The 24,676-nt window shown below is 59.3% G+C and carries 24 protein-coding genes and 2 tRNA genes; 10 read left to right on the forward strand and 16 right to left on the reverse strand.

Translation table 11 applies throughout. The features are described from left to right. Positions 1-380 precede the first annotated feature (380 nt). Positions 381-554 carry a hypothetical protein gene (locus tag AADH44_RS04915; protein ID WP_341954396.1) on the forward strand — a complete coding sequence of 58 codons (174 nt, stop codon included), beginning with the start codon at positions 381-383 and terminating at the stop codon, positions 552-554. 6 nt (positions 555-560) lie between these two features. Then, positions 561-1,454 (forward strand): alpha/beta hydrolase, encoded by an 894-nt coding sequence (locus AADH44_RS04920; protein ID WP_341954398.1) that lies wholly within the window; start codon positions 561-563, stop codon positions 1,452-1,454. Positions 1,455-1,490: 36 nt separating this feature from the next. Here the strand turns inward: AADH44_RS04920 and AADH44_RS04925 are convergent. Next, positions 1,491-1,564, reverse strand: a tRNA-Gly gene (locus AADH44_RS04925). Positions 1,565-1,820: 256 nt separating this feature from the next. Here AADH44_RS04925 and AADH44_RS04930 point away from each other — a divergent pair. Together AADH44_RS04930 and tig are read left to right on the forward strand one after the other, a co-directional pair. After that, a tRNA-Pro gene (locus tag AADH44_RS04930) sits at positions 1,821-1,894 on the forward strand. Positions 1,895-1,928: 34 nt separating this feature from the next. Next, positions 1,929-3,260, forward strand: coding sequence for a trigger factor (gene tig, locus AADH44_RS04935; protein ID WP_341954399.1), 1,332 nt, complete (start codon positions 1,929-1,931; stop codon positions 3,258-3,260). A 143-nt stretch (positions 3,261-3,403) separates the two neighbouring features. Here the strand turns inward: tig and AADH44_RS04940 are convergent, their stop codons facing one another. After that, a complete protein-coding gene (locus AADH44_RS04940; protein ID WP_341954401.1) occupies positions 3,404-4,360 on the reverse strand; it encodes a nucleoside hydrolase in 957 nt (318 codons plus the stop codon). Between the two features lie 86 nt (positions 4,361-4,446). After that, positions 4,447-4,935, reverse strand: a complete 489-nt coding sequence (locus AADH44_RS04945) for a tetratricopeptide repeat protein (RefSeq protein ID WP_341954403.1) — start codon at positions 4,933-4,935, stop codon at positions 4,447-4,449. Between the two features lie 120 nt (positions 4,936-5,055). Here AADH44_RS04945 and AADH44_RS04950 point away from each other — a divergent pair, with 120 nt between their 5' ends. Then, positions 5,056-5,676, forward strand: coding sequence for an ATP-dependent Clp protease proteolytic subunit (locus tag AADH44_RS04950; RefSeq protein ID WP_341954405.1), 621 nt, complete (start codon positions 5,056-5,058; stop codon positions 5,674-5,676). Positions 5,677-5,678: 2 nt separating this feature from the next. Further along, a complete protein-coding gene (locus AADH44_RS04955) occupies positions 5,679-6,353 on the forward strand; it encodes an ATP-dependent Clp protease proteolytic subunit (protein ID WP_341954406.1) in 675 nt (224 codons plus the stop codon). Positions 6,354-6,483: 130 nt separating this feature from the next. Here the strand turns inward: AADH44_RS04955 and AADH44_RS04960 are convergent, their stop codons facing one another. Genes AADH44_RS04960 through AADH44_RS04970 form a run of 3 tightly spaced genes read right to left on the reverse strand, consistent with a single transcriptional unit; the run spans position 6,484 to position 8,463 of the window. Further along, a complete protein-coding gene (locus AADH44_RS04960) occupies positions 6,484-7,107 on the reverse strand; it encodes a copper resistance CopC family protein (RefSeq protein ID WP_341954407.1) in 624 nt (207 codons plus the stop codon). A 9-nt stretch (positions 7,108-7,116) separates the two neighbouring features. Beyond that, positions 7,117-7,827 (reverse strand): YcnI family protein, encoded by a 711-nt coding sequence (locus tag AADH44_RS04965; protein ID WP_341954409.1) that lies wholly within the window; start codon positions 7,825-7,827, stop codon positions 7,117-7,119. Positions 7,828-7,884: 57 nt separating this feature from the next. Then, positions 7,885-8,463, reverse strand: coding sequence for a hypothetical protein (locus AADH44_RS04970; protein ID WP_341954410.1), 579 nt, complete (start codon positions 8,461-8,463; stop codon positions 7,885-7,887). Positions 8,464-8,656: 193 nt separating this feature from the next. Between AADH44_RS04970 and clpX the strand changes: the two genes are divergently transcribed. Beyond that, positions 8,657-9,934 (forward strand): ATP-dependent Clp protease ATP-binding subunit ClpX, encoded by a 1,278-nt coding sequence (gene clpX, locus AADH44_RS04975; RefSeq protein WP_341954411.1) that lies wholly within the window; start codon positions 8,657-8,659, stop codon positions 9,932-9,934. 400 nt (positions 9,935-10,334) lie between these two features. Here clpX and AADH44_RS04980 read toward each other — a convergent pair whose 3' ends face one another. After that, complete coding sequence (locus AADH44_RS04980) at positions 10,335-12,359, reverse strand: M3 family metallopeptidase (RefSeq protein WP_341954412.1); 2,025 nt, start codon at positions 12,357-12,359, stop codon at positions 10,335-10,337. 23 nt (positions 12,360-12,382) lie between these two features. Here AADH44_RS04980 and AADH44_RS04985 point away from each other — a divergent pair, with 23 nt between their 5' ends. Then, a complete protein-coding gene (locus AADH44_RS04985; RefSeq protein ID WP_341954414.1) occupies positions 12,383-12,955 on the forward strand; it encodes a methyltransferase domain-containing protein in 573 nt (190 codons plus the stop codon). Positions 12,956-12,993: 38 nt separating this feature from the next. On the opposite strand, the gene AADH44_RS04990 is transcribed toward AADH44_RS04985, so the two are convergent. The 9 genes from AADH44_RS04990 to AADH44_RS05030 form a co-directional block, all read right to left on the reverse strand. Continuing rightward, entirely contained in the window at positions 12,994-13,227 is a 234-nt protein-coding gene (locus AADH44_RS04990) for a hypothetical protein (RefSeq protein WP_341954415.1), read from the reverse strand. Next, complete coding sequence (locus tag AADH44_RS04995) at positions 13,227-13,706, reverse strand: N-acetyltransferase (RefSeq protein WP_341954416.1); 480 nt, start codon at positions 13,704-13,706, stop codon at positions 13,227-13,229. The genes AADH44_RS04990 and AADH44_RS04995 overlap by 1 nt, the downstream gene beginning before the upstream one ends. Positions 13,707-13,734: 28 nt before the next feature. Beyond that, complete coding sequence (gene valS, locus AADH44_RS05000) at positions 13,735-16,332, reverse strand: valine--tRNA ligase (protein ID WP_341954418.1); 2,598 nt, start codon at positions 16,330-16,332, stop codon at positions 13,735-13,737. 70 nt (positions 16,333-16,402) lie between these two features. Beyond that, positions 16,403-17,002 carry a TetR/AcrR family transcriptional regulator gene (locus AADH44_RS05005; protein WP_341954419.1) on the reverse strand — a complete coding sequence of 200 codons (600 nt, stop codon included), beginning with the start codon at positions 17,000-17,002 and terminating at the stop codon, positions 16,403-16,405. 12 nt (positions 17,003-17,014) lie between these two features. Beyond that, the gene (locus tag AADH44_RS05010) at positions 17,015-18,754 is read right to left on the reverse strand and encodes an ABC transporter ATP-binding protein (protein ID WP_341954422.1); all 1,740 of its coding nucleotides are present in this window, start codon (positions 18,752-18,754) and stop codon (positions 17,015-17,017) included. Continuing rightward, positions 18,751-19,632, reverse strand: a complete 882-nt coding sequence (locus tag AADH44_RS05015; RefSeq protein WP_341954423.1) for an ABC transporter permease — start codon at positions 19,630-19,632, stop codon at positions 18,751-18,753. The genes AADH44_RS05010 and AADH44_RS05015 overlap by 4 nt, the downstream gene beginning before the upstream one ends. Continuing rightward, entirely contained in the window at positions 19,629-20,618 is a 990-nt protein-coding gene (locus AADH44_RS05020) for an ABC transporter permease (RefSeq protein ID WP_341954424.1), read from the reverse strand. The genes AADH44_RS05015 and AADH44_RS05020 overlap by 4 nt, the downstream gene beginning before the upstream one ends. A gap of 11 nt (positions 20,619-20,629) precedes the next feature. Further along, positions 20,630-22,264 carry an ABC transporter substrate-binding protein gene (locus AADH44_RS05025; RefSeq protein ID WP_341954426.1) on the reverse strand — a complete coding sequence of 545 codons (1,635 nt, stop codon included), beginning with the start codon at positions 22,262-22,264 and terminating at the stop codon, positions 20,630-20,632. Positions 22,265-22,407: 143 nt separating this feature from the next. Then, on the reverse strand, positions 22,408-23,010 hold the full coding sequence (locus tag AADH44_RS05030; protein ID WP_341954428.1) for a biotin transporter BioY: 603 nt from the start codon (positions 23,008-23,010) through the stop codon (positions 22,408-22,410). A 214-nt stretch (positions 23,011-23,224) separates the two neighbouring features. On the opposite strand from AADH44_RS05030, the gene AADH44_RS05035 reads away from it, so the two are divergent. Further along, positions 23,225-23,575, forward strand: a complete 351-nt coding sequence (locus tag AADH44_RS05035; RefSeq protein WP_341954430.1) for a GntR family transcriptional regulator — start codon at positions 23,225-23,227, stop codon at positions 23,573-23,575. Continuing rightward, a complete protein-coding gene (locus AADH44_RS05040) occupies positions 23,572-24,606 on the forward strand; it encodes a hypothetical protein (protein WP_341954431.1) in 1,035 nt (344 codons plus the stop codon). The genes AADH44_RS05035 and AADH44_RS05040 overlap by 4 nt, the downstream gene beginning before the upstream one ends. Positions 24,607-24,676: the final 70 nt, after the last annotated feature.

The raw sequence follows: 24,676 nt of genomic DNA on the forward strand, positions 1-24,676 counted from the left end.
CTGACTTTTGCTTAGGAAGCGATAAGTCGAGAAAGTGTGGATTGTTGCTGGCTGACTCCCCTAGCCGTCTGAATCTCGGGCCGAGGCTTTTCAAGACGGTTAGTCCATGCTTGACCATCCCACCAGCGCAGCATATGACTGCCGGCGGGGTCTGGGTACCAACCAAAGGGAGGAAGTTGAGTAGCTGTAGTAGACATCGGGGGAGTCCAAGGTGCCCTGCCGCGGTGGGCGATACGGGTGCGACGTGTGATCCAGCCGCGGAGGATCTGTTCGGGGAAACGGCTATCCCCAGTATAGGGGGCACGATTCTCGCACTACAAGAGTCAATTGGCACCTCGCGCGTCTTCGAGAGCTGTGCTGAGCGTGAGTAAGATAGACGTGTGAACATCTTTGGTTTCGTAATCTCTTTGGCGCTCTTTGTCGGCGGAATTTACATGATGGGCGAAGCATTTTATGTTGAGGGCCTTGAGTCGGTTGTCTTTCTTGGCGGAATTCTCGTCACGAGCCTCGGTGTATTTATCCCTGTCCACATCATGAAGCGAATCGACAGCTAGATTCTGATGGCGAGCCTTCTCAGTCGGCTCGCGCCCATTGCGCTGACCCTTCGCGGATCAAAGCGTATGTTTAGCGATCCGCGCAAAACGCTTGACCGGGTAGAGCACCTTCGGCTGCATCCCGCGAAATTTGAGCCGCCGGCATCCATTTCTCGATATGTCGACGTAAGTTCACGTGACGTCGACGGGTGGCTGGTTTTCGACGTCAGCGCGCGAACAGGCGGCAACAATGCCCGTGCAGTGTTTCTTCACGGCGGTTGCTACGTTTTCGAAATTGATCCCCTGCACTGGCGTTTTGTCGCTCAGCTCGTCCGCGAAACGGGAGTCACAATCAGCGTGCCCATCATGCCGCTTGCGCCCCTGGGGCAAGCATCCGTGGTGGTCGATAAAGTCGCGCATCTCGTACAGTCACTGATCGCTGAAGTCGGCGCGAAAAACGTAAGCATCATTGGCGACTCCTCAGGCGGAGGCATGGCGCTCGCGGTGGCCATGGAGCTTCGCGATCGAAAGCACGAGCCCGTGCGTGCGATCGTGTTGTCGGCACCCTGGCTCGACATCAGCGGCACAGATCCGAAGCTCGCCGAGATTGCGCCCTCCGATCCTTGGTTAGCTGTGCCGGGCACTAAAGCTGCCGGGGCGCTCTATCGCGCTGAACTTTCCGAATCGGATTGGCGAGTGAGCCCTATCCATGGGGACCTCACTGGTCTGGGACCAATAACCGTATTCACCGGAACGCGGGACATTGTGCACGCGGATGCGCTGAGGCTGCAGGCGAAAGCGGTTGAGCAGGGGATTCACCTCGACTTCCACGTGGGAGAAGGCATGATTCACAACTATCCGATACTGCCCATTCCCGAAGGAGCAGCGGCACGCGCTGTTATAGCGGAAGCCATATCCTGACAGCGCCATAGGGCTTGAGAATTAGGTGAAGCTGAGTGGAGGGGATACGGAGAATCGAACTCCGGTCATCAGTTTGGAAGACTGAGGCTTTACCATTAAGCTACATCCCCACTCGACACCCGATCGTGCTGTGCGCCGAGAATTACTGTACCTGAAACCTTGCAAAGAACGAAGTCGAGGACGACAGCACATGCTTTCTTGCCAGAATCGCTCTCGAGACGTAACGGATTGCTGGGTATAAGCGTCCCAGAAGATCCGATCTGACCATCTCGTCAACATTCTGTTCGCGCTCAGGCTAGACTTGCCGAGGCCAATTTTGTACCGGCGCGGATTTTTCGCGTCGCGGTCAGATCTATGTACGGCGCCCGGGGCGTAGCTCAGCTTGGTAGAGCGCTCGGTTTGGGACCGAGAGGTCGCAGGTTCGAATCCTGTCGCCCCGACGAAATACACCATCGAATTACAGGAGTCCACAACGTGAAGACAACCGTTGAGAAGTTGAGCCCGACCCGCGTCAAGCTCAACATTTCGGTCACCCCAGACGAGCTCAAGCCGAGCATCGACCACGCGTATAGCCACATCGCTTCGCAGATCAATATTCCCGGCTTCCGCAAGGGCAAGGTTCCACCGCAGCTGGTGGACCAGCGCGTGGGCCGTGAAGAGATCCTCAACCACGCAGTGAGCGACAGCCTCGACGGCTTCTACCGTCAGGCAGTTACTGAAGAAGAGATCCGTGTTCTTGGTCGCCCCGAGGCAGACATTGTCACGTGGCCCGAGGTCAAGGACTTCAGCGGAGACCTCGTTCTCGCTATCGAGGTAGACGTTCGCCCCGAGTTCGACCTTCCCGCCTACGACAAGCTCACCCTCACGGTTGACGCTGTCGAAGCATCCGCGGATGACGTGAAAGACGAACTCGACACCCTGCGTGCCCGTTTCGGCACACTCGTTACCGTCGAACGCCCCGCTAAGAAGGGCGACTTCGCTCAGCTCGACCTCATTGCCAAGATTGGCGAAACCGAAGTTGATTCGGCATCGAGCATTTCGTACGAGCTCGGCTCAGGTGAACTGATCGAAGGCATCGACGAGGCACTCGACTCGCTCAGCGCCGGAGAATCGACCACCTTTGAGTCAGTACTGCTCGGTGGCGACCATGAGGGCGAGACCGCTGTCATCAGCCTGTCGCTGCTCACAGTGAAGGAGCGCGAGCTTCCTGAAGCAGACGACGACTTCGCGCAGATGGCAAGCGAGTTCGACACCATCAAGGAACTCAAGGCCGACCTCAAGGAGCAGGTCAAGCGCTCGAAGGCCTTCGGCCAGGGTGCTCAGGCTCGCGACCAGATCGTTGACGAACTGCTGAAGACTCTTGAGATCCCCGTGCCCGAGAAGCTCGTTGAAGACGAAGTTCACCGTCACCTCGAGAACGAGAATCGCCTCGAAGACGACGAGCACCGCGCCGAAGTAGTCGAAGCCAGCGAGAAGACGTTCCGTTCGCAGATCCTCCTCGACTCGATCGTTGAGAAAGAGGAAATCAAGGTCAGCCAAGAAGAGCTCACCTCCTACCTAGTGCAGGGCGCGCAGCAGTACGGTATGGAGCCAGGCGAATTCATTCAAGTTCTCGACAAGAACGGCCAGATCCCCGCAATGGTTGCCGAAGTTGCTCGTAGCAAGGCCCTCGCGGTCGTGCTCAGCAAGGCAAAGGTCGTTGACTCCAAGGGCAAGTCGGTAGACGTTTCGGCATTCACCGCCGTAGCCAACGCCGACGTTGTCGAGGATGACGCTGCAGTCGAAGACCCAGCCGAAGAATCCTAAAACACAGCTTCACACTCGTGGCCGGCTAGTTTCGACTAGCTGGCCACGAGTCCATTAACGAGTCGTAGCGAGACTGGTTCGCCACTGCCTAGTTGGCGCGCTTGAGAGAGCGCTGACGGACAGACAGCGGTGCCCCTGTGCGATCAGGCGGTAACGGTATCGAGAAAGAGCTTCGCGTAGCGGGCGCCGTCGACGCCGAGAGCGATGTCGATCCGGCGGAACAGCGGGTCTCCAGCACCGTGTTGTTCATGGCCAGCAGTGCGGTGGTCGACAACTGTTTGTCCGCGGGTTAGTGGATCGCTCAGGCTGACACGAACCGGCAGATTTACCGTGCGCAGACCGTCCGGATCGATCGCGGCGCACACGGCACCCGCGTCGCCGATGTCTCCATGGCTATCACCAGCGACTCGAACTTCCCCACCCTTGACGCTGACGATGTGCTGCAGCAGGCGTCCAACCAATTGGGCTCCGGGCTCGGATGCCGCAACGAGTCGAGAAATATCGTCGGGCGGAATTGTGACCGAGTAGAAGACATCCAGTCCGTACATCGTGATTGGCACACCGGCGCTCAGCACAATCTCGGCCGCCTCCGGATCGTGCCACGTGTTGAATTCGGCAACGGCAGTGGCATTGCCGACCGATGCCGAGCCACCCATGAATACGATTCGCTCGACATTGACCAAGACTTCGGGATACATGCGCACCAGAATGGCGATATTGGTCATCGGCGCCAGTGGAACAAGAATCACCGGGGTAGGGCTAGCGAGGATCTCGCGCCGCAGCAGCTCGACGGCGTGCACGGGTACCACGGCGCGCATCGATTCTGGTAGGCCTAGGTCACCGAGGCCGTCTGTGCCGTGCACATGGGCGGCGTGGTTTGCCTCCGCGAGCAGAGGTCGGTGTGCCCCTGCGGCAACCGGAATATCCCCGGCACCCGCGACATCCAACACCGTGAGCGTATTTCGCACGACCTGTTCGAGGCTGGCATTGCCCGCAACACAAGTAACTGCCCGAAGATTTACATTCGGATGGCGCACCGCGAGCATCAAAGCAAGGGCATCATCAATGCCGGTATCAACATCCAGAATCATTTGCTGCATCCCGCAATGCTATTCGGCCTCGGGCGAAAAACCTTGGCTGTCAAGGGTGGAATCAATGAGAAACGTATCAGTGAGAAATGAGCGCGCTAGTCAGCCACGAGTTCCGCCGCATAGCTGCGAATTGATCGCGAGTAGATCGGCAAATAGTCAGCTAGCGCCATGAGTGCCACCGAGACTGCCTGAGTGGAGTCTCCGCGGCTTGCTAGCGCGAGGGCCAGAAAGGCCGCGGATGGCCCCGTCCACTCGTCGTCGGGATGCTCGTGCAATTGCCGCTCAAGCATCGCGATCGATTCATCGATACGGCCGAGGTTGCGCAGCGTACTGGCCAACTGGATGACCGCTTGTGGACGGCGGGTGGCATCCAACCCACTTTCTAACGCTCGACGGTAAAGCGGTTCGGCCTCTGCTTCACGCCCGGCATAATCACGAGCTCCCGCCGCTTCGAAGAGTGCTTCGGCATCGTCGGCGTCGCGCTCCGCGACAAGTTCATCGATCGCGTTAACGACATCGCCGTCAGCCAGTGAGTCTGCGTGCGACCAGATAGCGGCGACTCGATCGCGCCAGTTGTCATTCATTTTGTGAGCCTACAAGCAGCAATAGACGACGCGGTACTTTGCCTAGGGCGAACAAGCCAGATTCGGGCCGTGTACTCGGATAGATTCGTTCTTAAGCGATTACTGAAACGGAGCGCAACAATGGCCCAACCGGCATTGGTCTCAAGTGTTTTTGACCAACTCCTCAAAGATCGCATCATCTGGCTCGGCTCAGAGGTGCGGGACTCGAACGCGAATGAGATCTGCGCAAAGATCTTGCTGCTCGCGGCTGAGGACCCCAAGCGCGACATCTACCTGTACGTCAATTCACCCGGTGGATCGATCACTGCGGGTATGGCGATCTACGACACGATGAAATTCGTGCCCAATGACATCGTCACCGTAGGCATTGGCCTTGCCGCTTCGATGGGGCAGTTCCTGCTCTCGTCGGGAACAAAGGGCAAGCGCTACATCACCCCCAACGCTCGTGTGCTCTTGCACCAGCCATCAGGCGGATTCGGTGGAACGTCAGCCGACATCCAGACTCAAGCTGGCGTCATCCTCGATATGAAGAAGCGCATGGCAGAGCTCACTGCCGAGCAAACCGGCAAGAGCGTTGAGCAGGTTCTCATTGACAACGACCGGGACAACTGGTTCACGGCACGTGAAGCGCTCGAATATGGCTTTGTTGACCACCTGCGCGAATTTGCTTCCGATGTCGTCGGTGGCGGCGGAACCGAAGAAGGCGCTTCCGACGACGACGCCAACAGCAAGAAGGACTGACAATGACGAATTTCAACCTCGGAGCACAAGCGCCCGCCGGCATTGGTCGTCCGGATGCTGATGCTCGCTACATTCTGCCCACATTCGAAGAGCGCACGGCGTACGGCTACAAGCGCCAAGATCCTTACGCGAAGCTTTTCGAAGATCGCATTATCTTCTTGGGTGTTCAGATCGACGACGCCTCCGCAGATGACGTCATGGCTCAGCTTCTCGTGCTCGAGAGCCAAGACCCTGACCGCGATATCGTGATGTACATCAACTCACCCGGTGGCTCGTTCACTGCGATGACGGCGATCTACGACACGATGCAGTACATCCGCCCGCACATCCAGACTGTGGTTCTCGGTCAGGCAGCTTCTGCCGCGGCCGTAATCACCGCGGGAGGCACCAAGGGCAAGCGACTGGCACTGCCGAACGCTCGCATCATGATCCACCAGCCCGCTGGCGGATCAGAAGGTGCAAGTCAGGCTTCGGACATCGAGATCCAGGCTCGTGAGATCCTCCGGATGCGTACGTGGCTAGAAGAGACTCTGTCTCATCACTCGAACCGCACTGCCGAGCAGGTCAATAAGGATATCGAGCGCGACAAGATACTGAGCGCCGCTGAGGCTGTTGAATATGGTCTCATTGACCAGGTGCTGACAAGTCGCAAGACGCTTCCCGCGATTACGAGCTAGCCAGTGCACAACTAGTTTCACCTGGACGCATCAAGCGTCTGGACGCAATTGAGGCGGCCATCCGAAAGTGGATGACCGCCTCAATTGTCGTTACGGGCGCGATTCGCGGGCGCGGTGAGATCTGTGCTTGCTAGCTTTCACTCTTCTTTCGTTTCACCGAGATGAGGAAGATCGCGACTCCGGCAACAATCACAAGGACGATTGCAGATGCGACGAGCACAACCGTCGACGCATCAACCGCGGGGAACTCATTGGTGTTCCCAGCCTCGGACGGCGCGCTTTCGTCGGTAGGCGCAGTCTCGTCGAGCGTGCCTCCGCCGCACGCCGGAGGAGCGTTGAGCCCTTCAGAGATTGTCTGATTGGCCTCAGGTTGCCAGTCGAAGTTGATCTCCCCAGACATAGTGTGTCCGTCTGAGGAGACGAGCTGCCACAGCATTAGGTAGCTGCCGGGCTCGCCGAGTTCGGCGGCAGTTGAGAGCGAATCGTCGCGGATGGTGAAACAGCCGTCGCCAAAGTAATCTCCGGCCTCGTTTGTGACCTGAATGGCGAAACCACCACCGTCTCCCGCAAGGTCAAGCAGGGTGTCGTTCGTGCTCACTGAAAACTCGCTCGGTAGTTCAGTCAGCGTTTCGCCCTCTGTGGGCGAACTCGCCACGAGATAGTTATGCGCGTACGCGGGCGCGGCCACGAGCAGCACGAGTGCTGTGATCGCGGCCGCGCTGAACGCAGCGCCAATGTGGGTAAGTCGACGCATGGGTGAACCTTACTTATTGATTGGGCGACGGAAGGCGAATGCCAGTACGACCGCTCCGAGTCCGGCGATGAGCCCGGCGATACCGAGACCGCGCGCCACAGGATCGCTGCTGTCGCTGGCTTCAGCGTGGTCGCTTTCCGAGGTTTCATCGTCGGCGTGCGCGTCGTCGGTCACCGCTGCATCGTGGTGAACAACTGGTGCGTCGTTAACGAAGAGCACCGGGGCTGGCTTCTCTGCGCCTTCGTCGACTCCGTTCCAGCTGACGACGCTTCCGTCGGTGTAGGTCTGGTCCGCAGCCAGAATCACGCTTCCGGCGTCGGGCACCGGGCCGAGCGAGATGGGGAGCAATAGCAGTGCCCCAGCTCCCAATTCTGACCCAGCCTGGGCAGTCCAGATGATCGAGGTTACGGCTTCGGTGATTTCGCTTTCGCCGACCATGACCGGCTCCGGCAGCTCGCTGCGAACCAGTTCAGTATCCCAGCCGGGCACGGGCACAAAGCGCACGCTCGTGAATGGTGTGTCGGTTGGGAGCTTCAGCTCCACGCGGTTGGTCTTTTCCGTCTCTGACTCATTCGGTACCTTAACGGTGATGAGGGCATACGCGCCGGCTTCAGCCTGCTCTGGGGCGATGGAGACATGAGCCATGGCTGCCAGCGGTGCAGCAAAAGCGAGGGTTGCGCCTGCCGCGAGGGCGAGGGCAGATTTAGTGAAGGTGTTCATGGTGTTCTCTCTAACGGGTCGCGGAATTGCGACAAAAGTAGGGGGATACTGTGCGCGCTAAGCCGCGAAAGTCGCGACGGGTGGGCCGCGATAACGCATCGCTGAGAGAAATCGTGTGGCAAAAGTTGGAACGTCAAGCGCGTGCATCGGAAGCTGATGCTGGCCGCCGCGCACCCTGACGGGAGTCACCGAAGTGAGCAGTCGCGCTAGGAATAGGTGCGCAGTGGCGAGTAAGCCCCAGAACGCAAGCTCTGCGTAGCGGACCATCACAATCGTGACGACGGCGGCAATGAGGTGGGTTAACGACATTGCCGAGTTCGCGGTCTGCGCCGCTGAACTGAAGCCCAGAGTCATGGCTGACATGTCGTGCCGCGCAATACCCTCGGGGGCGAGCATCGCGCTGAATAGCGTGTGGTACATCCCTTGGCTGGCAAGAATCGCGATCGTTAAGCGCACCAACGACACGGTGCGACTGGCCAGCAGTGTGCACACGGAGATCGAAATGACGAGGGAGACCGTTATTCCGAACAACGACGGGGCAACCCCGCCAGCGAGTTGGTGAGAGAGTGCCGCTGCGAAGGTCGCGAAGATCGCCGCCGCACTGCCACGAAGCACACGCATCGTACGTGTATGCACGCTGCTCCTTCTCTCAACTGAGTCGAACTCTTTAACCCTAGTTCGTATCCGGAGGCAGAATCGCTTGGTCAGACACCCGTTGGCTGGTGCCTAGCAGCGACGCGACGAAACGCCGCCCGTAATGGTGACGATGACTAACCGAATATCGGGTTAGGCTCGTTGTCAAGGCATTTACTCAAGGAGAGGAACCGGCATGGCCCGAATTGGGGAAAGCGCGGACCTGCTCAAGTGTTCCTTCTGCGGCAAAAGCCAAAAGCAGGTACAGCAACTAATTGCCGGTCCGGGCGTGTATATCTGCGACGAGTGCGTAGATCTATGCAACGAGATCATTGAAGAACGTCTGGCAGAAGCCGGCGAAGAGGCGTCGAGCGAATTTGATCTGCCCAAGCCCCGCGAAATCTATGCGTTCCTTGGCGAATATGTTATTGGCCAAGAGGCAGCCAAGCGTGCACTCTCTGTCGCCGTCTACAACCACTACAAGCGCGTTCGTGCCCGCAATACCATCACATCGGCAGATGCTCTCATCGACGACGTAGAGATCGCCAAGTCCAATATCTTGCTCATCGGACCCACCGGTTGTGGCAAGACCTATCTCGCGCAAACCCTTGCGAAACGACTTAACGTTCCTTTCGCTGTTGCAGACGCAACCGCTCTCACTGAGGCCGGATACGTCGGCGAAGATGTCGAGAACATCCTACTGAAGCTGATTCAGGCGGCTGATTACGACGTCAAGCGCGCCGAGACCGGCATCATTTACATCGACGAGATAGACAAAATCGCACGCAAGGCGGAGAACCCTTCGATCACTCGTGACGTGTCCGGCGAAGGCGTTCAGCAGGCTCTCCTCAAGATTTTGGAAGGCACAGTCGCGTCTGTTCCGCCTCAGGGTGGTCGCAAGCATCCGCACCAAGAGTTCATCCAAGTCGATACGACCAACGTGCTCTTCATCGTTGCGGGAGCTTTCGCGGGGCTTGAGGAGATCATCTCAAACCGTGCAGGTAAGAAGGGCATCGGCTTTGGGGCTCCGCTGCACAGCAAGGGTGACGACGTTAACCTCTTCGGTGAAGTGCTGCCAGAAGACCTTCACAAGTTTGGGCTCATTCCCGAGTTCATCGGCCGATTGCCTGTAGTGACCACAGTGACGCAGCTCGATCAGGTCGCGCTTATGGACATCCTGACAACTCCCAAGAACGCGTTAGTACGTCAGTATCAGCGGATGTTTGAGATCGATGGCGTTGAGCTCGAATTCGAACACGACGCACTTGAGTCAATTGCTGATCTCGCCGTACTGCGTCAGACCGGCGCCCGAGGCCTGCGTGCGATCCTCGAAGAAGTTCTCGGGCCGATCATGTTCGATGTTCCGTCAGACGAGACCGTCGGCCGCGTGATAGTGACGAGGGCTGCCGTGCTCGAAAATGCCGCTCCGACTATTATTCCGCGCGAGCTGATTCGCGAAGAAAAGTCTGCCTAACCTTCTGCTAACTAATCAGCACTGCCTAGCAGCCGCGGTATGTCAGCCCGCTGGCGACGATCGTTGAGTTGCTTCTGCTGTGCAAGCGATGTTCCTGAGGGCGATCTTGCTGGGCAAATTGAGCCCCAACCTGATTCGGGTAAGGCTGGGAGTGGATCGCCCTCAGGGCATCGTGCTAGGTGACGCATAAATTTCGGGGGAACGTCAGTGTGTCCGGTCCTATTCTGCCCGTAGTTGCAGTGTTTGCGAAAGCGTTTCACCAATTTTTATGGAGCGAGCACAATAATCCGTCGGAACTTGCAAATATCCCGCGCGTAAGTGACAACCGCAGCCCCCATATCGCTGGGCGGACTGCATAGCGCGGCAGCCGTCGTTGGATAGCAACCGCGCTCACACAGGGCTAGTTCAAGCCGCGACGGTTGAGCAGCGGCTGCAATTCGGCGTCTTGGCCGCGGAAGTCGCGGAACGCTTCCAACGGGTTCTTTGAGCCACCAACGCCGAGGAGTAGCGTGCGGAAACGATCACCGTTTTCGCGAGTGAGCCCGCCGTTATTCGTGAACCACTCGACCGTGTCGGCATCCAAAACTTCGCTCCAAATGTAGGAGTAATAGCCGGCGTCATACGCCGAGTTCGCGAAGATATGCTGAAAGTAGGTGCTCGAGTAGCGAGGGGGAACCGCCGGATTATTGAGCCCAACGTCCGCCAGGGCTTGCGCCTCGAAGGCTGCCACATCCGTGACGTCATCGTCGGCACTGATGCGGTGCCACGCCTGATCAATGAGGGCCGCAGCCAAGTACTCACTTGTGAGGAAGCCCTCGTTGAATGCTGCGCTCGCGTGAATCCGTTCGACGATCTCACGCGGCATAGGTTCGCCGGTCTCATAGTGCTTGGCGTAGTTGTCGAGAACCTCGGGCCAGAGCATCCACATCTCGTTCACTTGGCTAGGAAACTCGACAAAGTCGCGGTAGGTGTTGGTCCCCGAGAACTTCGGATAGGTAACGCGCGCAAACAGCCCGTGCAGTGCATGCCCGAATTCGTGGAACAGTGTGTTCACTTCGTCGTACGTCAGAAGAGTAGTTTCGCCGGCGCCGGGCTTCGGCACGTTGAGGTTGTTCGTCACGATCACCGGATGCCCCAGCAGCTCTGACTGCGAAATGAGTGAGTTCATCCACGCCCCGCCACGCTTAGAATCGCGAGTGTACAGGTCGAGTGTGTACAGACCGACAGGGCTACCATCGTCATTCGTTACCTCGAACACTCGAACGTCAGGGTGGTAGGTGGGGAGGTCATAACGCTCGCTGAACGTCACACCATAGAGCTTGGTTGCAGCAAAGAAGACGCCATCACGCAGCACCCGTTCAGCCTCAAAGTAGGGACGCATCTGGGTGGTGTCGACGCTGTACTGTTCGGCGCGAACCTTCTCGGAGTAGTACGCCCAGTCGGCTGCGGTGACTTCCGTTCCGGCTAGCTTTTCAAGCGCTGAATGCTCCGCGCGGGCATTGCGTGCTGCAGCAGGGGCAAGCGTGCCGAGCATGTCTGCGACCCGTTGCGGATTCTGTGCCGTCTCGTCAGCGGTGACCCACGCTGCGTGACTCTCGAAGCCGAGCAGCGCTGCACGTTGGGAGCGCACCCGAGCAATTTCGAGCACCAGAGCGCGGTTATCACACTCCCCGCCCCGAATGCCGCGCGACCGTGATGCAGCCAAGACACGACCGCGAACATCCGCGTTACGCAAAACGGAGAGGTGTGGCTGGTTTGTGGGCAAGATCAGGGTGATCAGATATTTGCCGGTCAGTCCGCGTTCAGCCGCAGCGCTTGCCGCTGCCGAAATCTCCGACGCCTCCAAACCGTCGAGCTCATCGACGCTGTCGACAACAACGGCAAGATCATTCGTGTCAGCAAGAAGGTTCTTTTCGAACTTGGTAGTCAAGCTCGACAGCCGCGAATTGTAGTCGCGCAAGGTTGCTTTCTCGTCATCGCTGAGCCCCGCGCCTGAAAGAGTGAACTCGGTGAAGTAGCGCTCCACAAGGTAGCGCGCTTCGGCATCCAATTCGCTTGAGTCGAGGCCGTCGTGAAGCAGTTGGATGCGCCCATAAAGGTCACTGTTGAGGTTGATGGCGTCGCGGTGAGCCGCAAACTTTGGGGCGATTTCTTCTTCGAGGGTGTCGGTCGCTGCGTTACTGTCTGCAGACGTCTTGTTGAAGAACACAATAGCGGCGCGCTCTAGGATCTGACCGCTGCGTTCTAGCGGAATCATGGTGTTCTCAAAGGTTGGCGAATCACTCTGAGCGGTAATCGCTGCGATCTCCTCAAGCTGCTGCCTCATGCCTTCCTCGAATGCTGGAGCGTAGTGCTCGTCAGCGATATCGGCGAATGCCGGCATGCCAAATGGCAGGGTGCTGGGTTCAAAGAAAGGATTGGTCATGCATCCACCCTATTCTCGTCAGTATGACTCGCGAGCGTTATACCCACGGCCATCACGAAAGTGTCCTCAAATCGCACACGTGGCGAACGATCGCCAACTCTGCCGCGTACCTTGAGCCACACCTTCAGGCGGGCCTTTCGCTACTCGATATCGGTTGCGGCCCAGGCACCATCACGGCGGAGTTCGCCGAACGTCTCTCGCCCGGCAAGGTCGTCGGGCTGGATGCCGCCCCCGCAGCAATCGAAAAGGCGTCGGCCTTCGCCGCAGTCAACCTCAGTTTCATTGTCGGTGACGCCTATGCGCTGCCGTTCGGTGATAACAGTTTCGATCTCGTGCACGCGCACCAGACTCTGCAGCACCTCGCGGATCCGGTAGCGGCTCTCCGGGAAATGAAGCGCGTGGCCAAACCTGGCGGCCTCATTGCAGTTCGCGATGTCGACTATGCGGGGACTATTTGTTTTCCTGAGATCCCGGGGTTGCGGGTGTGGGCTGATGTGTACGACAGCGTGCACCGCAGCAACGGGGAAGAACCAAACGCGGGCCGCCGGCTGAAGGCGTGGGCAATGCCGCACGGTGAGATTCTCGCGAAAGCGTGATCTCACCGGCGGCCTACCGGTCTAGCTTGTGAGCAGTCTTATTGGGCTGCGGCTTCTTCTACGGATACGGTGCCGTCGGCACCTTGGCGCACGATGGTGCCGTCATCAAGTTCGGCGACGGGGCGCGATTCTAGCCACGTGAGCGTCCAACGCCACGCGGTTGTATCGAGGTGGGCGACATCCGCTTCAACGCCCGCGATCGCCTCGCGCATTGCCGCATCGAGGGGTTCGGGCGCGGTGTCACCGACCGACCAGCGTGTGCCGAGCTGCACTACACGTTCTTTTCGTAGAGGATCCACGATGTGCGGTCAGCGACCCGATCATAGAGACGCTTAGCGCTGTCGTTTTCCTTATTGGTGATCCAGCGGAGTTTTCCTCCGCCGTCTTCTGCCGCCCGGGCAGCAATGTCGTCGATGATCGTTCCGGCAACTCCGGCGCCGCGGTGCTCGGGGTCGACGTAGAGGTCATCCATGAACCAGCCCCACGAGGCGGTGAACGTGTCGGGTAAGCGGCGGTAGAGACCGAAAGCGGCAACCCTGCCGCGGTCGGGCGCACCTTCAGGGGCGACGGCAACAACTGCGGAGAGCTGTGCCGAGTCGTCCATGAGCCATTCCCAGACTCCCTGAACGATGGCATCGGTGAACTCGGTTTCGTAGAAGACGCCGTACTTCACGAAGTGATCTTTCCACTCCTCGAAATCGTCTTCTTGGATGTCGCGGACGGTGTATGCAGGCTTCTCTGAACTCGTCATTCGTTCCACAATACGCGGTTTTTGGCCGTTATGCCGAACCTTCAGGCGCCGCCTCAATGAGAACGATGTCGCGAACTTCGATCTCCTCGGCTTCGACAATCGTGAGCTCATGGATGCGACCCACAGCCTTCAGGTCGTCGATTGCGGCACCGATAAGGGCTGGCCCCGCGAGGGTTGCTGAGCTCACCTCGGTCTTCTGGGAAGCCTTAGCATCGGTCTTTGCTCGACGAATGCTGATGAGCGCCTGGCTGACCGCTGAGAACAGTCCGGTGGGGTCAGCGCTAACGCCGAGCTCATCGGCGCTCGGCCAGGTTGCGGTGTGGACTGAGGTGTCGTGAGTCCACCGCCACACCTCTTCTGTAGCGAAGGGGAGGAACGGAGCGAAGAGACGCAGGAATACGTCGATCGCAGTGTGCAGCGCAATGTTGGCGCTGGCCTGCGCTTCTGGGGTGCCGGCACCGTAGGCACGTTCCTTCACGAGTTCGAGGTAGTCGTCGCAGAAGGTCCAGAAGAATTTTTCGGTCACTTCGAGTGCTTTTGCGTGATCAAAGCCTTCGAGAGCACTGGTGGCTTGCGTGACCACCGATGCTAGTTCGGCAAGCATCTCGAGATCGAGCGCCTGCGTTACCGTCGCGCCGGACTCCGCAGAAACACCAGCAGGGGCAGGAAACGAGTACACGAACTTCGACGCATTTAACACTTTGATCGCGAGTCGGCGACCGATCTTGATCTGCTTGGGGTTCTGCGGGTCGAAGGCAGCGTCGGTACCCAGTCGACTGGATGCTGCCCAATAGCGCACAGCGTCCGAACCGTGGTCATCGAGCATTCCCTTGGGGGTTACTACGTTGCCCTTAGACTTCGACATTTTCTTGCGGTCGGGGTCGACGATGAAACCGGAGATCCCAGCATTCCGCCACGGCACAGTGCCGTGTTCGAGTTCGGAGCGCAGCGCGGTCGAAAACAACCAGGTACGGATGATGTCTTGGCCCTGGCTGCGCAGCGAGTACGGGAACACGAGGTCGAAGAGCTCGGGATCGGTCTCCCAGCCGCCGGCAATCTGCGGGGTGAGAGATGACGTGGCCCACGTATCCATGATGTCGAGTTCGCCCTCGAAACCGCCCGGAGCACCACGCTGGTCTTCGCTGTAGCCCGGTGCCGTATCGGATGACGGGTCAATCGGTAGCGAAGCCTCGCTCGGAACGATCGGAGCACCCTTGACTCCGTCGGCATCCAGTTCGTACCACACGGGGATCGGCACACCGAAAAAGCGTTGGCGCGAAATGAGCCAGTCGCCGGTGAGGCCACCAACCCAGTTGTCGTAACGCACCCGCATGTGGTCTGGCGTGAAGTTGATTTGTTTGCCAGCCTCAATGAGGCGGCCACGCAGCTTTTCGTCGCGGGCACCGTTGCTGATGTACCACTGACGAGTCGAAATGATCTCGAGCGGCTTGTCGCCTTTCTCGAAGAACTTCACCTGGTGCTGAATCGGCTTGGGGTCGCCGATCATCTCGCCCGACTCCTTGAGCAAGTCGACCATTGCTGCTTTTGCGCTGAAAACTGTCTTGCCGGCGAGTTCGGCGTAGGCAGCGTGCGCAGCGTCGCTCACAATGACGTCGGGCGGGTCGGCAATGATGCGACCGTCAGCACCAATGATGGTGCGGTTGGGCAGATCGAGTTCGCGCCACCAGACCACGTCGGTGACGTCACCGAATGTACAAATCATAGCGATTCCCGAACCCTTGTCTTGCTGAGCAAGATGGTGGGCAAGGATGGGAACCTCAACACCGAAGATCGGTGTCGTCACCATGGTCCCGAAGAGGTGCTTGTAGCGCTCGTCGTCGGGGTGGGCTACGAGAGCAACACAGGCTGGCAACAGCTCGGGGCGCGTCGTTTCGATGTGGATGTCGTCGCCGTCGACCTTATGGAAGGCGAGACGGTGGTACGCGGCAGGTTGCTCTTTGTCTTCAAGTTCAGCTTGGGCAACGGCGGTGCGGAACGTGATATCCCAGAGAGTCGGAGCGTAGGCCTGATAGGCCTCGCCGCGGTCGAGATTGCGCAGGAACGCACGCTGAGCGGCGCGCTGAGCATCGTCGCCGATGGTGCGATAGGTGAGGTTCCAGTCAACGCTGAGGCCAAGCTGGCGCCAAAGATCTTCAAACTGCTTCTCATCTTCGGCAGTGAGCTCTTCGCATAGTTCCACAAAGTTGCGGCGCGAAATGGGCAGCTGGGCTGCGGCCTTCGTCGACTTGCCTTCACCGCCGTGCTGCGGAGGCTCAAAGCTCTCGTCATACGGGAGCGTGGGATCGCAACGCACTCCGTAATAGTTCTGAACCCGACGTTCGGTGGGGAGACCATTGTCATCCCACCCCATCGGGTAGAAGATGTCTTTTCCGCGCATGCGCTGGAAGCGGGTCACTAAGTCCATGTGCGTGTAGCTGAACACATGACCGATGTGCAGACTGCCGGATGCCGTCGGTGGGGGAGTGTCGACCGAGAATACGCCGCCAGAGCCATCCGCCAGCGCCTTGCGGCGATCGAACCGGTAAGTGCCTTCGTTCTCCCACACAGGAGCCCACTTATCTTCGAGGCCTTCTAGGGCGGGCTTGTCGGGAACGCTCGACGACATAAATACTCCGGTTCGATATATGCGGCACCGAGTCAAAAAGAGGTGCCTGAGTGTGAGATGTAGAAGAATTCTACTCGGCGTTGAGTGCGACGTCGATTGCGCTCTGAACGTAGGGTTCAAGCCGCCCGCGTTGAGGCCCCGCTTGCGCCCACTCTTGCGCCGCGGCGATGACACACGCGATGAGGCTATAGGCCTGAGCCCGAGCAGCATCCGAGTGGACACCGTTGCGTCGCAAATACTCGCCGAGAAGTCGGGCCTGGCTGGTGAAGCGACTCATTGCGGATGCCTGCAACTCAGTGATGCTGCCGATCATGTCGTACTGCGTCAAGACAAAAGGTACGTGTTCTGAGTCCAGCGGGGCAATCGCCGCCAGAACTGCGTTTCGGATGCCGAAAACAGCGGTGGGGGCCGTCGAAGCAACCGAAGATCCGGCGGCAAGGGCAACTTTCAGACGCTCAGTCATCGCATCGAGCTCGACCCAGAACACGTCACCTTTGGCATCAAAATAGTTAAAGAAGGTATTGCGGCTAACACCCGCTCTCGTGGCGATCTGGTCAACCGTCGTGCCGATGTAACCGTTCTCGACGAAGAGTTCGAATGCAGCTTCTTGGAGAAGTTCACGCGAAGCAGCGGGGGGTCGCCCCAGGCCGGGATGTCGAGTGGTCGTCACTGCATCATCCTCTCACTTACCCGGTTGCGTTCGTGATGGTGCCGCGCTTAGTGACCCCGAGCGGTGCACCCGAGGGAGGGCTGCGATAAGCGACCGAGTGTAGGGGGCTTGTGGTGAGGTAAAAATTTCATCAGTTGGGCCAGTCTCCACAATGCGCCCGTCGTTGATCACGGCCACAGTGTCGCTCATGTGGCGGATCACTCCCAAATCGTGGGAGATGAATAGGTAACTGAGCCCGAGGTGTCTTTGTAGGTCATCGAGTAGATCTAACACTCGCGCCTGCGTAGACACATCCAATGCAGACACCGGTTCGTCGCAGAGGAGCGTGAGTGGCTCGGGAGCCAAAGCGCGGGCAATGGCGACGCGCTGTCGCTGGCCACCCGAAAGGTGGAGAGGTCGACGGTTCTTGAGGTTTCGTGGCAGGTCAACGGCATCCAAGAGTTCGTCCACGGACGACAGCTGACTCGTTTCGCTGGCAGTAGAGGCGGTGGCACTAAGAGCATCGATCAGGATTCGTTCAACACTCAAGCGAGGATCGAATGAGCTCAAGGGGTCCTGGTAGATCGCCCCGAGGGTATGTCGCAGAGGGCGGCGCTCGCGGGCATTGAGTGAACCCCATTCGGTGCCGTTGAGCAGAATCTCGCCGCTATCGGCAGTTTCGAGTCCGAGCGCGATGCGAGCAATCGTGGTCTTGCCGGAACCCGATTGCCCGACAAGTCCCAAGGTGGTTCCGGTTTCGAGAGTGAGCGACACACCACTTAGCGCTTGGATCGGTGCGCCAGTGCGAGTCGGAAATTGACGGGACACAGCTCTCAGTTGAAGCGCAGGCGTCATTTGATGCGCAGGCGTCAACCGACGAGCTGACGTCGTAGCATCCGCAGGGGATTCCATCGCGCCATCATCAACAGGCGCGTGAGGCCGCAGCGCGAGATGCCGAATGGCGTTGCTGAGCAATGGCACCCCGCGAGGAACATCCACGGGGATCGATGCCAGCAGCTGTTGAGTTTCGACCGCAGATGGAGCGTTGAGCACGGTCGCAGTGTCGCCGCTTTCGACGATGCGCCCCCGACTCATTACTGCGACTCGATCGGCGACGCGCGAGACAACGGCGAGGTCGTGGGTGATGAGGATGAGGGCGGTGCCGCTATTGGTGAGGGACCGCAACAGAGTCAACACTTTTGCTTGCACTGTCACATCGAGCGCGGTTGTCGGCTCGTCGGCAATAATCAGCGGGGGCCCTGCTGCAAGCGCTGTCGCAATGAGGGCTCGTTGCCGGAGCCCTCCCGAGAGTTCGCCAGAGCGCTGCTGCGCACGCAGCGCGGGGTCGGGAACGCCGACCGCATCGAGCAACTCGAGCACGCGGCGGTGTCGCTGGGCGTGGGTCAGTGTCGTGTGCAGTCGCAACACATCGTCAATCTCTCGGCCGACCGGGCGAAGCGGGTCGAGCGAAACCAGGGCATCCTGAAGCACGAGACCAATGGATGCGCCTCTAATGGCGCGCCAACGCCGTGATCTGGCGGCAGGCAGAGGTTCGTCTTGCAGCGTCACAGTGTCGAAACTCACGTGCGCATTCTGTGGTTCGAGGCCGAGCAGTGATCGGGCGGTAAGGCTCTTGCCTGACCCTGATTCCCCCACAATGGCGAGACATTCGCCAGCGCGCACATCAAAGCTGATGCTGTCAACAGCGGGTGCGGCCGTGCGGTCGAAATGCACGCTCAGGTTCTTCACTCTCAGTAACGGCTGCGCGGTCATCCGAGTGCCCCCTGACGGGTTCGCTCATTGAGCGCACGGCCAAGCACGGTGAACGACGCTGCGGTTGCGACGATGGCGAGCCCCGGGAACACCGTCAGCCACCACGCCACATCGATGTAGGTGCGACCGCTCGACAGCATTGCGCCCCATTCGGCTGCTGGCGGTGCGACGCCGAGCCCCAAGAATCCGAGCGATGAAGCCCACACAATCGCTTGACCGACTCCGAGCGTTCCCAACACGAAAATGGGGGCCAGCGCACCAGGGAGAATGTGTTGCACAACGATTCTGAGTCGTGAATGCCCGAGCACGGTTGCTGCTTCAACGTAGCCCGAGTTGCGCACACTGCGCAGTTGACTCCGGATGATGCGGGCATACCCCGGCGCAGTGGAGAGCCCCACCGCCACTGTCGACGTGACCACTCCGGGCCCCGCAATGGCGATGAAAACGAGCGCGAGCAGTAGGCCGGGCAACGCGAACATCACTTCGACGACTCTCGTGCTCACAAAGTCACCAACGCGGCCCCCGAGCCCGCCGAGCATGCCCAATACGAGAGCGAGACTGAGCCCAACAACCGTGGCAGCAATGCCAATGAGTAGTGAGTTAGCTGCCCCGAACACGACGCGCGTGTACACATCGCGCCCTGATTCGTCGGTGCCGAAGAGGTGCGCTAGTGACGGGGACTGAAAAGCGTCAACCGGAGCTACGGCATCCGGATCAGCCGAAGTCAACAATTGGGGCGAAATCGCGGCGATCAGAATCACCAGCAACGCCGCAATCGCCACAGCGGCCCCGGCGTTGCGGCCCAGTTGCTGCCACCGGTTTGCTGTCGGCCCAGCCGGGTTGCTCCGACTCAGTCGGCCAGCAAGGATCTCAGTCACTGTTTGGCCACCCTGGGGTCGACGATTCGATCGATGGCGTCGGTCGCGACCGTGACGATGATGAAGGTGAGCGCCGACAGCAGGGCTACCGCAGTAACGACAGGGATGTCACGGATGGAGACAGCGCTCAACAGTGTGCGCCCTAACCCTGGTCGCGCAAAAATGGTCTCCACGACCACGGCGCCGCTCAGCAGCGACCCGAATGCCCAACCTGAGAGAGAAATTCCGGGGAGCGCGGCGTGACGCAGCACATGACGGAATCGCACGCCCCACTCACTTTCCCCTCGGGCGCGAGCGGAAACCACGAAGGGTTGCTCGTAGGCGTTTGCGAGCGATTCCCTCATGAGTTGGCCCAAGAATCCGGTCAGGGGGAGAGCGAGTGTGAGCACAGGCAAGATGAGCCCGAGTGGCCCGGGAACGCTGATCGGGGGGAGCCAGTGGAGGGTGTTGCTCAGAACAATGATTAGCAGCGAGGCAAGCCAGAAATGCGGCACGGCCGCAGCGAGCAGTTCGAGCCCGGACCCCACAGCGCGCGCCGGCCCACCGCGACCGCTCGTGACCAGCGTCAGCGCGACGGCCAGTATCCACGCAACAACGAGTGAGGCAATTGTGAGCACGAGCGTCGACCACAGTTGCGTGAGCACATACGGCGCCACCGCAATTTTGAGCGCGTATGACGTGCCGAAGTCAGCCATCGCGAGCTTCGCCATCGCTAAAAAATACTGGACAATTAACGGCTGATCGAGACCGTAATCAGCGCGAATTTGAGCGACCGCTTCAGCGGATGCCTGTGACCCTGGGCCACCCAAGATTGCGTCTACGGGATCGCCGGGAATCAGCCGGAGTGCGAAGAAGATGACGGTAGCCACCATCCACAAAACAAATAGACCACCGCCGAAACGGCGCACGACCCACGCCAGCGAACGCAATCGCGCTGCCGGCCGAGTGGAGAGCCGCTCGGCGGTAATGTCTGACCGATCCGTCACGACAGGAGTTCCTAGTCGTTAAGCCACGCGTCGTAGAAGGTGGGAGCCGAAACGGTGGGGAGGGCGCGGAACCCCTCGACGCTCGTGCTGTAGAGGTAGTGGTTCTGCTGGTCATAGAGGGGAAGCACGTAGTAGCCATCAATAATGATCGACTGTGCTTCTTCGTACAGTGCGGCTCGCTCGGCGGCATCCGAGGTCTGGCTCGCCGTCGTCAGGATCTCATCAAGCGCAGGATCGCTGATCTGGGCCAGGTTTGCGTAGTAGCCGCTCGGAGCCGGGATGATCGAGTCGGAGTGGTAGAGGATCCGCAGCACGTCTGGGCCGACCTTAGTGTAGGGAGCGCTCACAAGGTTGTACTCGTTCGTAAAGAGGGCGCCGTACCACGATGAAAGGTCTGTCGGGTTCAGATTTATTTCGAAGCCCACGTCTTTGGCTGACGCCTGAATCTGTTCGAATAGCGACTGCTCGGCCGGAATCGACTGGTTGGTGCTAATCGGGAAGTCAAGAGTCAAACGCACACCGTCTTTCGTGCGATAGCCGTCGCTGTCGATCGTGTCCCAGCCGGCGTCGTCAAGCAGCGCGTTGGCCGCATCCGGGTCGACGGTGAAGGTATCGGGCAACGAGACGCCGTCGGGTTCAACGCTCGAGAGAACTGAATAGGAGCGCTCAGCTGTGCCAAAGAACAGGCTGTCGATACCGGGGGAGACATCGACTGCCCGGATGAAGGCCTCACGAACGCGTTCGTCATCAAACGGCGCCTTGCCCGAGTTCAGTTCGAGTCGATTCGATGCTCCGGGGCGGGGAGCATTGAGCTCGGCAGTAGCGGGATCGCTCTCGGCGGAGGAGATGTTGTTCGGCTGCGCGTTGTCGATGACATCTACGTCGCCAGACTGGAGGGCTGCGTAGCGAGTTGCGGCATCGGGGATGAACCGCCATTCGAGCGAGTCGAGAAGGGCGGGACCGCTGTGCTCGGCATCGTCAGGAGCGGAGTTGTAGTTTTCGTTGCGCTCCAGAGTGATCGACTGTTGTTTGACCCACTCGGTGATGATGAATGGTCCAGTACCCACGGGGCTCTCGCAGTTTGTTGCTTGGTCGCGCTCGAGTGCCGTGGGGGATTGGACGCCCACCCAGGGCTGGGAGAGCGACTCGAGGAGCGCGCTATCGGGTGCAGACAGCGTGAAGCGCACCTGGTTGGCGGCAATAGCTTCGATGCCGTCGATCTTGCCGACAGCGAGGTAGCCAGTGGATGACGCGGTGTTTGGGTCTTTCAAGTGTTCGATGTTGGCCTTCACTGCCTCGGCATCGAAGGGTGTGCCGTCGGTGAAGGTGACGTCGTCGCGCAGTGTGAAGTCCCAAGTGAGGCCATCATCGCTGGGGGTCCATTCGGTTGCCAACCACGGGATGATTTCTCCGTCGGCATTCTTTGACACCAGCGACTCAATGTACTGAGTGCTGATGAGCGCTTGGGGGTAGTTGCCTCCGACGTGCGGATCTAGGCATCCGGGTTCTGCGTCTCCAGTGGCGTACACGAGCGTTCCACCGGAGATGGGCTCAGCAGCAGGTTCTGGTGTCGCGGTGCATCCCGCGAGCAGTGCCGCGGTCGCAGCGATGGCGAGGGGGAGCAGAAGATGGCGGGGCGCGCTCAATGTGGTCCTTTTGTGTGGGAGGGAAGCTGCTCGGGTGCGAGCGGATTGAGCGTTGTTGAACTCAGTACATAAAGTCTAGCACCCGAAAAATCGGGCCGGTTCGCGTGAGCGAAGCCGACCCGATTGATGAAGCTAAGTAGTAGCTACTGGTTGCGTTTGCGTGCGATTGCCGCCGAAAGCTTCCACGTCGACGGGATGATGGCAGCGGCGATGGCGGCCTTGATCACTCCACCAATGATGAAGGGGTAAAGGCCCCACGCGAGAACCTGCTCAAGTGATCCGCCCGTTACGAGTGCCAACCAGGTGAGCCCGAAAACGAAGGTAAGACCGGTGCCCGCGAGGAATGACACTGCGGCGCCGAGAAACTTTTTGTCCCAATCGCGCTGTGCGAGCCATCCAGTGAGCCCTGCCGCGAAGATAAAGCCGACGATGTAGCCCCCGGTGGTGCCAGCGAGCACTCCAAGGCCCGAGGACGCCTCCGAGAACACGGGCAAGCCCACGATGCCGAGAATTGCATAGAGCAGCATCGCCAACATGCCTCGAGTTGCACCAAGGGTGCTTCCGACGAGCAATACGGCCAGCGTTTGGCCAGTGATTGGTACGGGGTAAAGGGGAACGACGAGCTGTGCCATGGCGGCAGTGAGCGCAGCACCCGCGCCAACCAGGACGAGGTCGGTCGTGAGGCTGCGAGAAAAGATGGTGTCGGCGAGTGTGGGTCGGCCGAGGGTCAAAGTGAGTGTCGACACGCGACGCCCCTTTCCTTGTCTGCGATCAGTGGAGAGCCCAAGCTGAGAAAGCCGGTGCGCCAATAACCCTAGTCATACTTGGGCCTCGGATGTCCTTAGTGGTTGCCAAAAACATCTCGCGTATTTGTGCGAGAAGAAACAATTCGACGCTTAGCCGGCACGGAATCGCCGGAGGTCTTGTGCTAGTTGAGCTATAACAACTACTATTGCACTCATGTTGATCCGTGTTGATACCGCGTCTGATGTGCCGCTCTTTGAGCAGCTCTCTGCGAGCATTCGACAGGGAGTGCTCGAAGGCCGACTCAGCACGAACGAGCGCCTACCCAGTGCTCGAGAGCTAGCGGAATCTCTAGGCATCAACATGCATACAGTGTTGCGCGCGTACCAAGAACTCCGCGATGAAGGCTTTATCGAACTTCGCAGGGGGCGCGGCGCCATTGTCTCCGACGTCAGTCACAGCTATGAAGCACTGACGACTGCGGTCACCGCTCTTGTGAGCGAAGCTCGCACCCACAACATTTCACTCAGTGCACTAACCGCCCTCATCCGAGAGGAATATCGATGACTACCCCCACCGACCTTCACACCGAGACTCGTTCCCGCAGTCGGCGTGCCATCGTTGTTATCGGCGTCGTCGTACCGGTTACGATCGCCATGGCCGGTGCTTTCGTCATGGCGCTGTGGATCCCCGAACTCCCGAACCCGGTTGCCTCTCATTGGACACCCAGTGGGCCGGATGGCTACACCACGGTGGGCGCAATGATCGCCCTGCCTCTTGTGGTGACGTTACTGTTCTCCGCATTCGCCGCGGTCGTGAGCTGGCGAGGCGGACCCGACGGAGGGCTATTGCGAGCGCAGAAAGTGCTTGTCGCGACATCCATTTTTCTCGCAACAGTGCTGACCCTAACGAGCGGGGGAAGTCTTGCGATCCAGCGCGGGTTGGAGAGCGCCGAACGTGCGGGAAACATCGGAGGTGTTCTCGCCATCGCGTTCATAGCAGCGAGCATTCTTGCATTGCTGTCGTGGTTTGTCTTGCCCCCGGGCGAGAAGGTTACGAGCACGCGCACGGTCGCTGAACCGATAGCGGCGTCAGCCACAGAGCGGCTCTACTTTGCCAGTAGCACCCGACTCGGATCACCAGTTGTCGCAATTCTTCTTCTCGTGTTCCTTGCTCTCGCCGTCACGCTGATCATTCAAGCTGTCAATAACCCCGACGAGTTGATAGTTCCTGCCGTGATTGGGCTTGTTGCTCTCGTGCTCGCCACGAGTACTCTGTCCTGGCGTGTGATTATCGACCGGCATGGTATCCGAGTTCGCTCCGCTTTTGGGTGGCCGCGAATTTCGATTGCACCGGATCAGATCGCGTCCGTGGCGGTAGTTCAGATCGACCCCATGGGAGAGTTCGGCGGGTATGGGTGGCGCTGGGATTCCCAGGGGCGCAGCGGCGTCGTGCTCTCGAAGGGTGACGCCATCGAGGTGACGCGGGTGAACGGAAAACGTTTTGTTGTCACCGTGCATGATGCTTCCCGAGGAGCCGCTGTGCTGGCGACAATTCAGAACGTAGAGCGCGACGAGCGCCGGCCGAAACGGGGCTGAACTGTGCGGCGAAGCATCAGCCAACTCACCTATGATTGATGCACACGCTATGAACCGGCCATCACCGGTG

Source organism: Salinibacterium sp. TMP30 (assembly GCF_038397785.1).
Classification (GTDB): domain Bacteria; phylum Actinomycetota; class Actinomycetes; order Actinomycetales; family Microbacteriaceae; genus Rhodoglobus.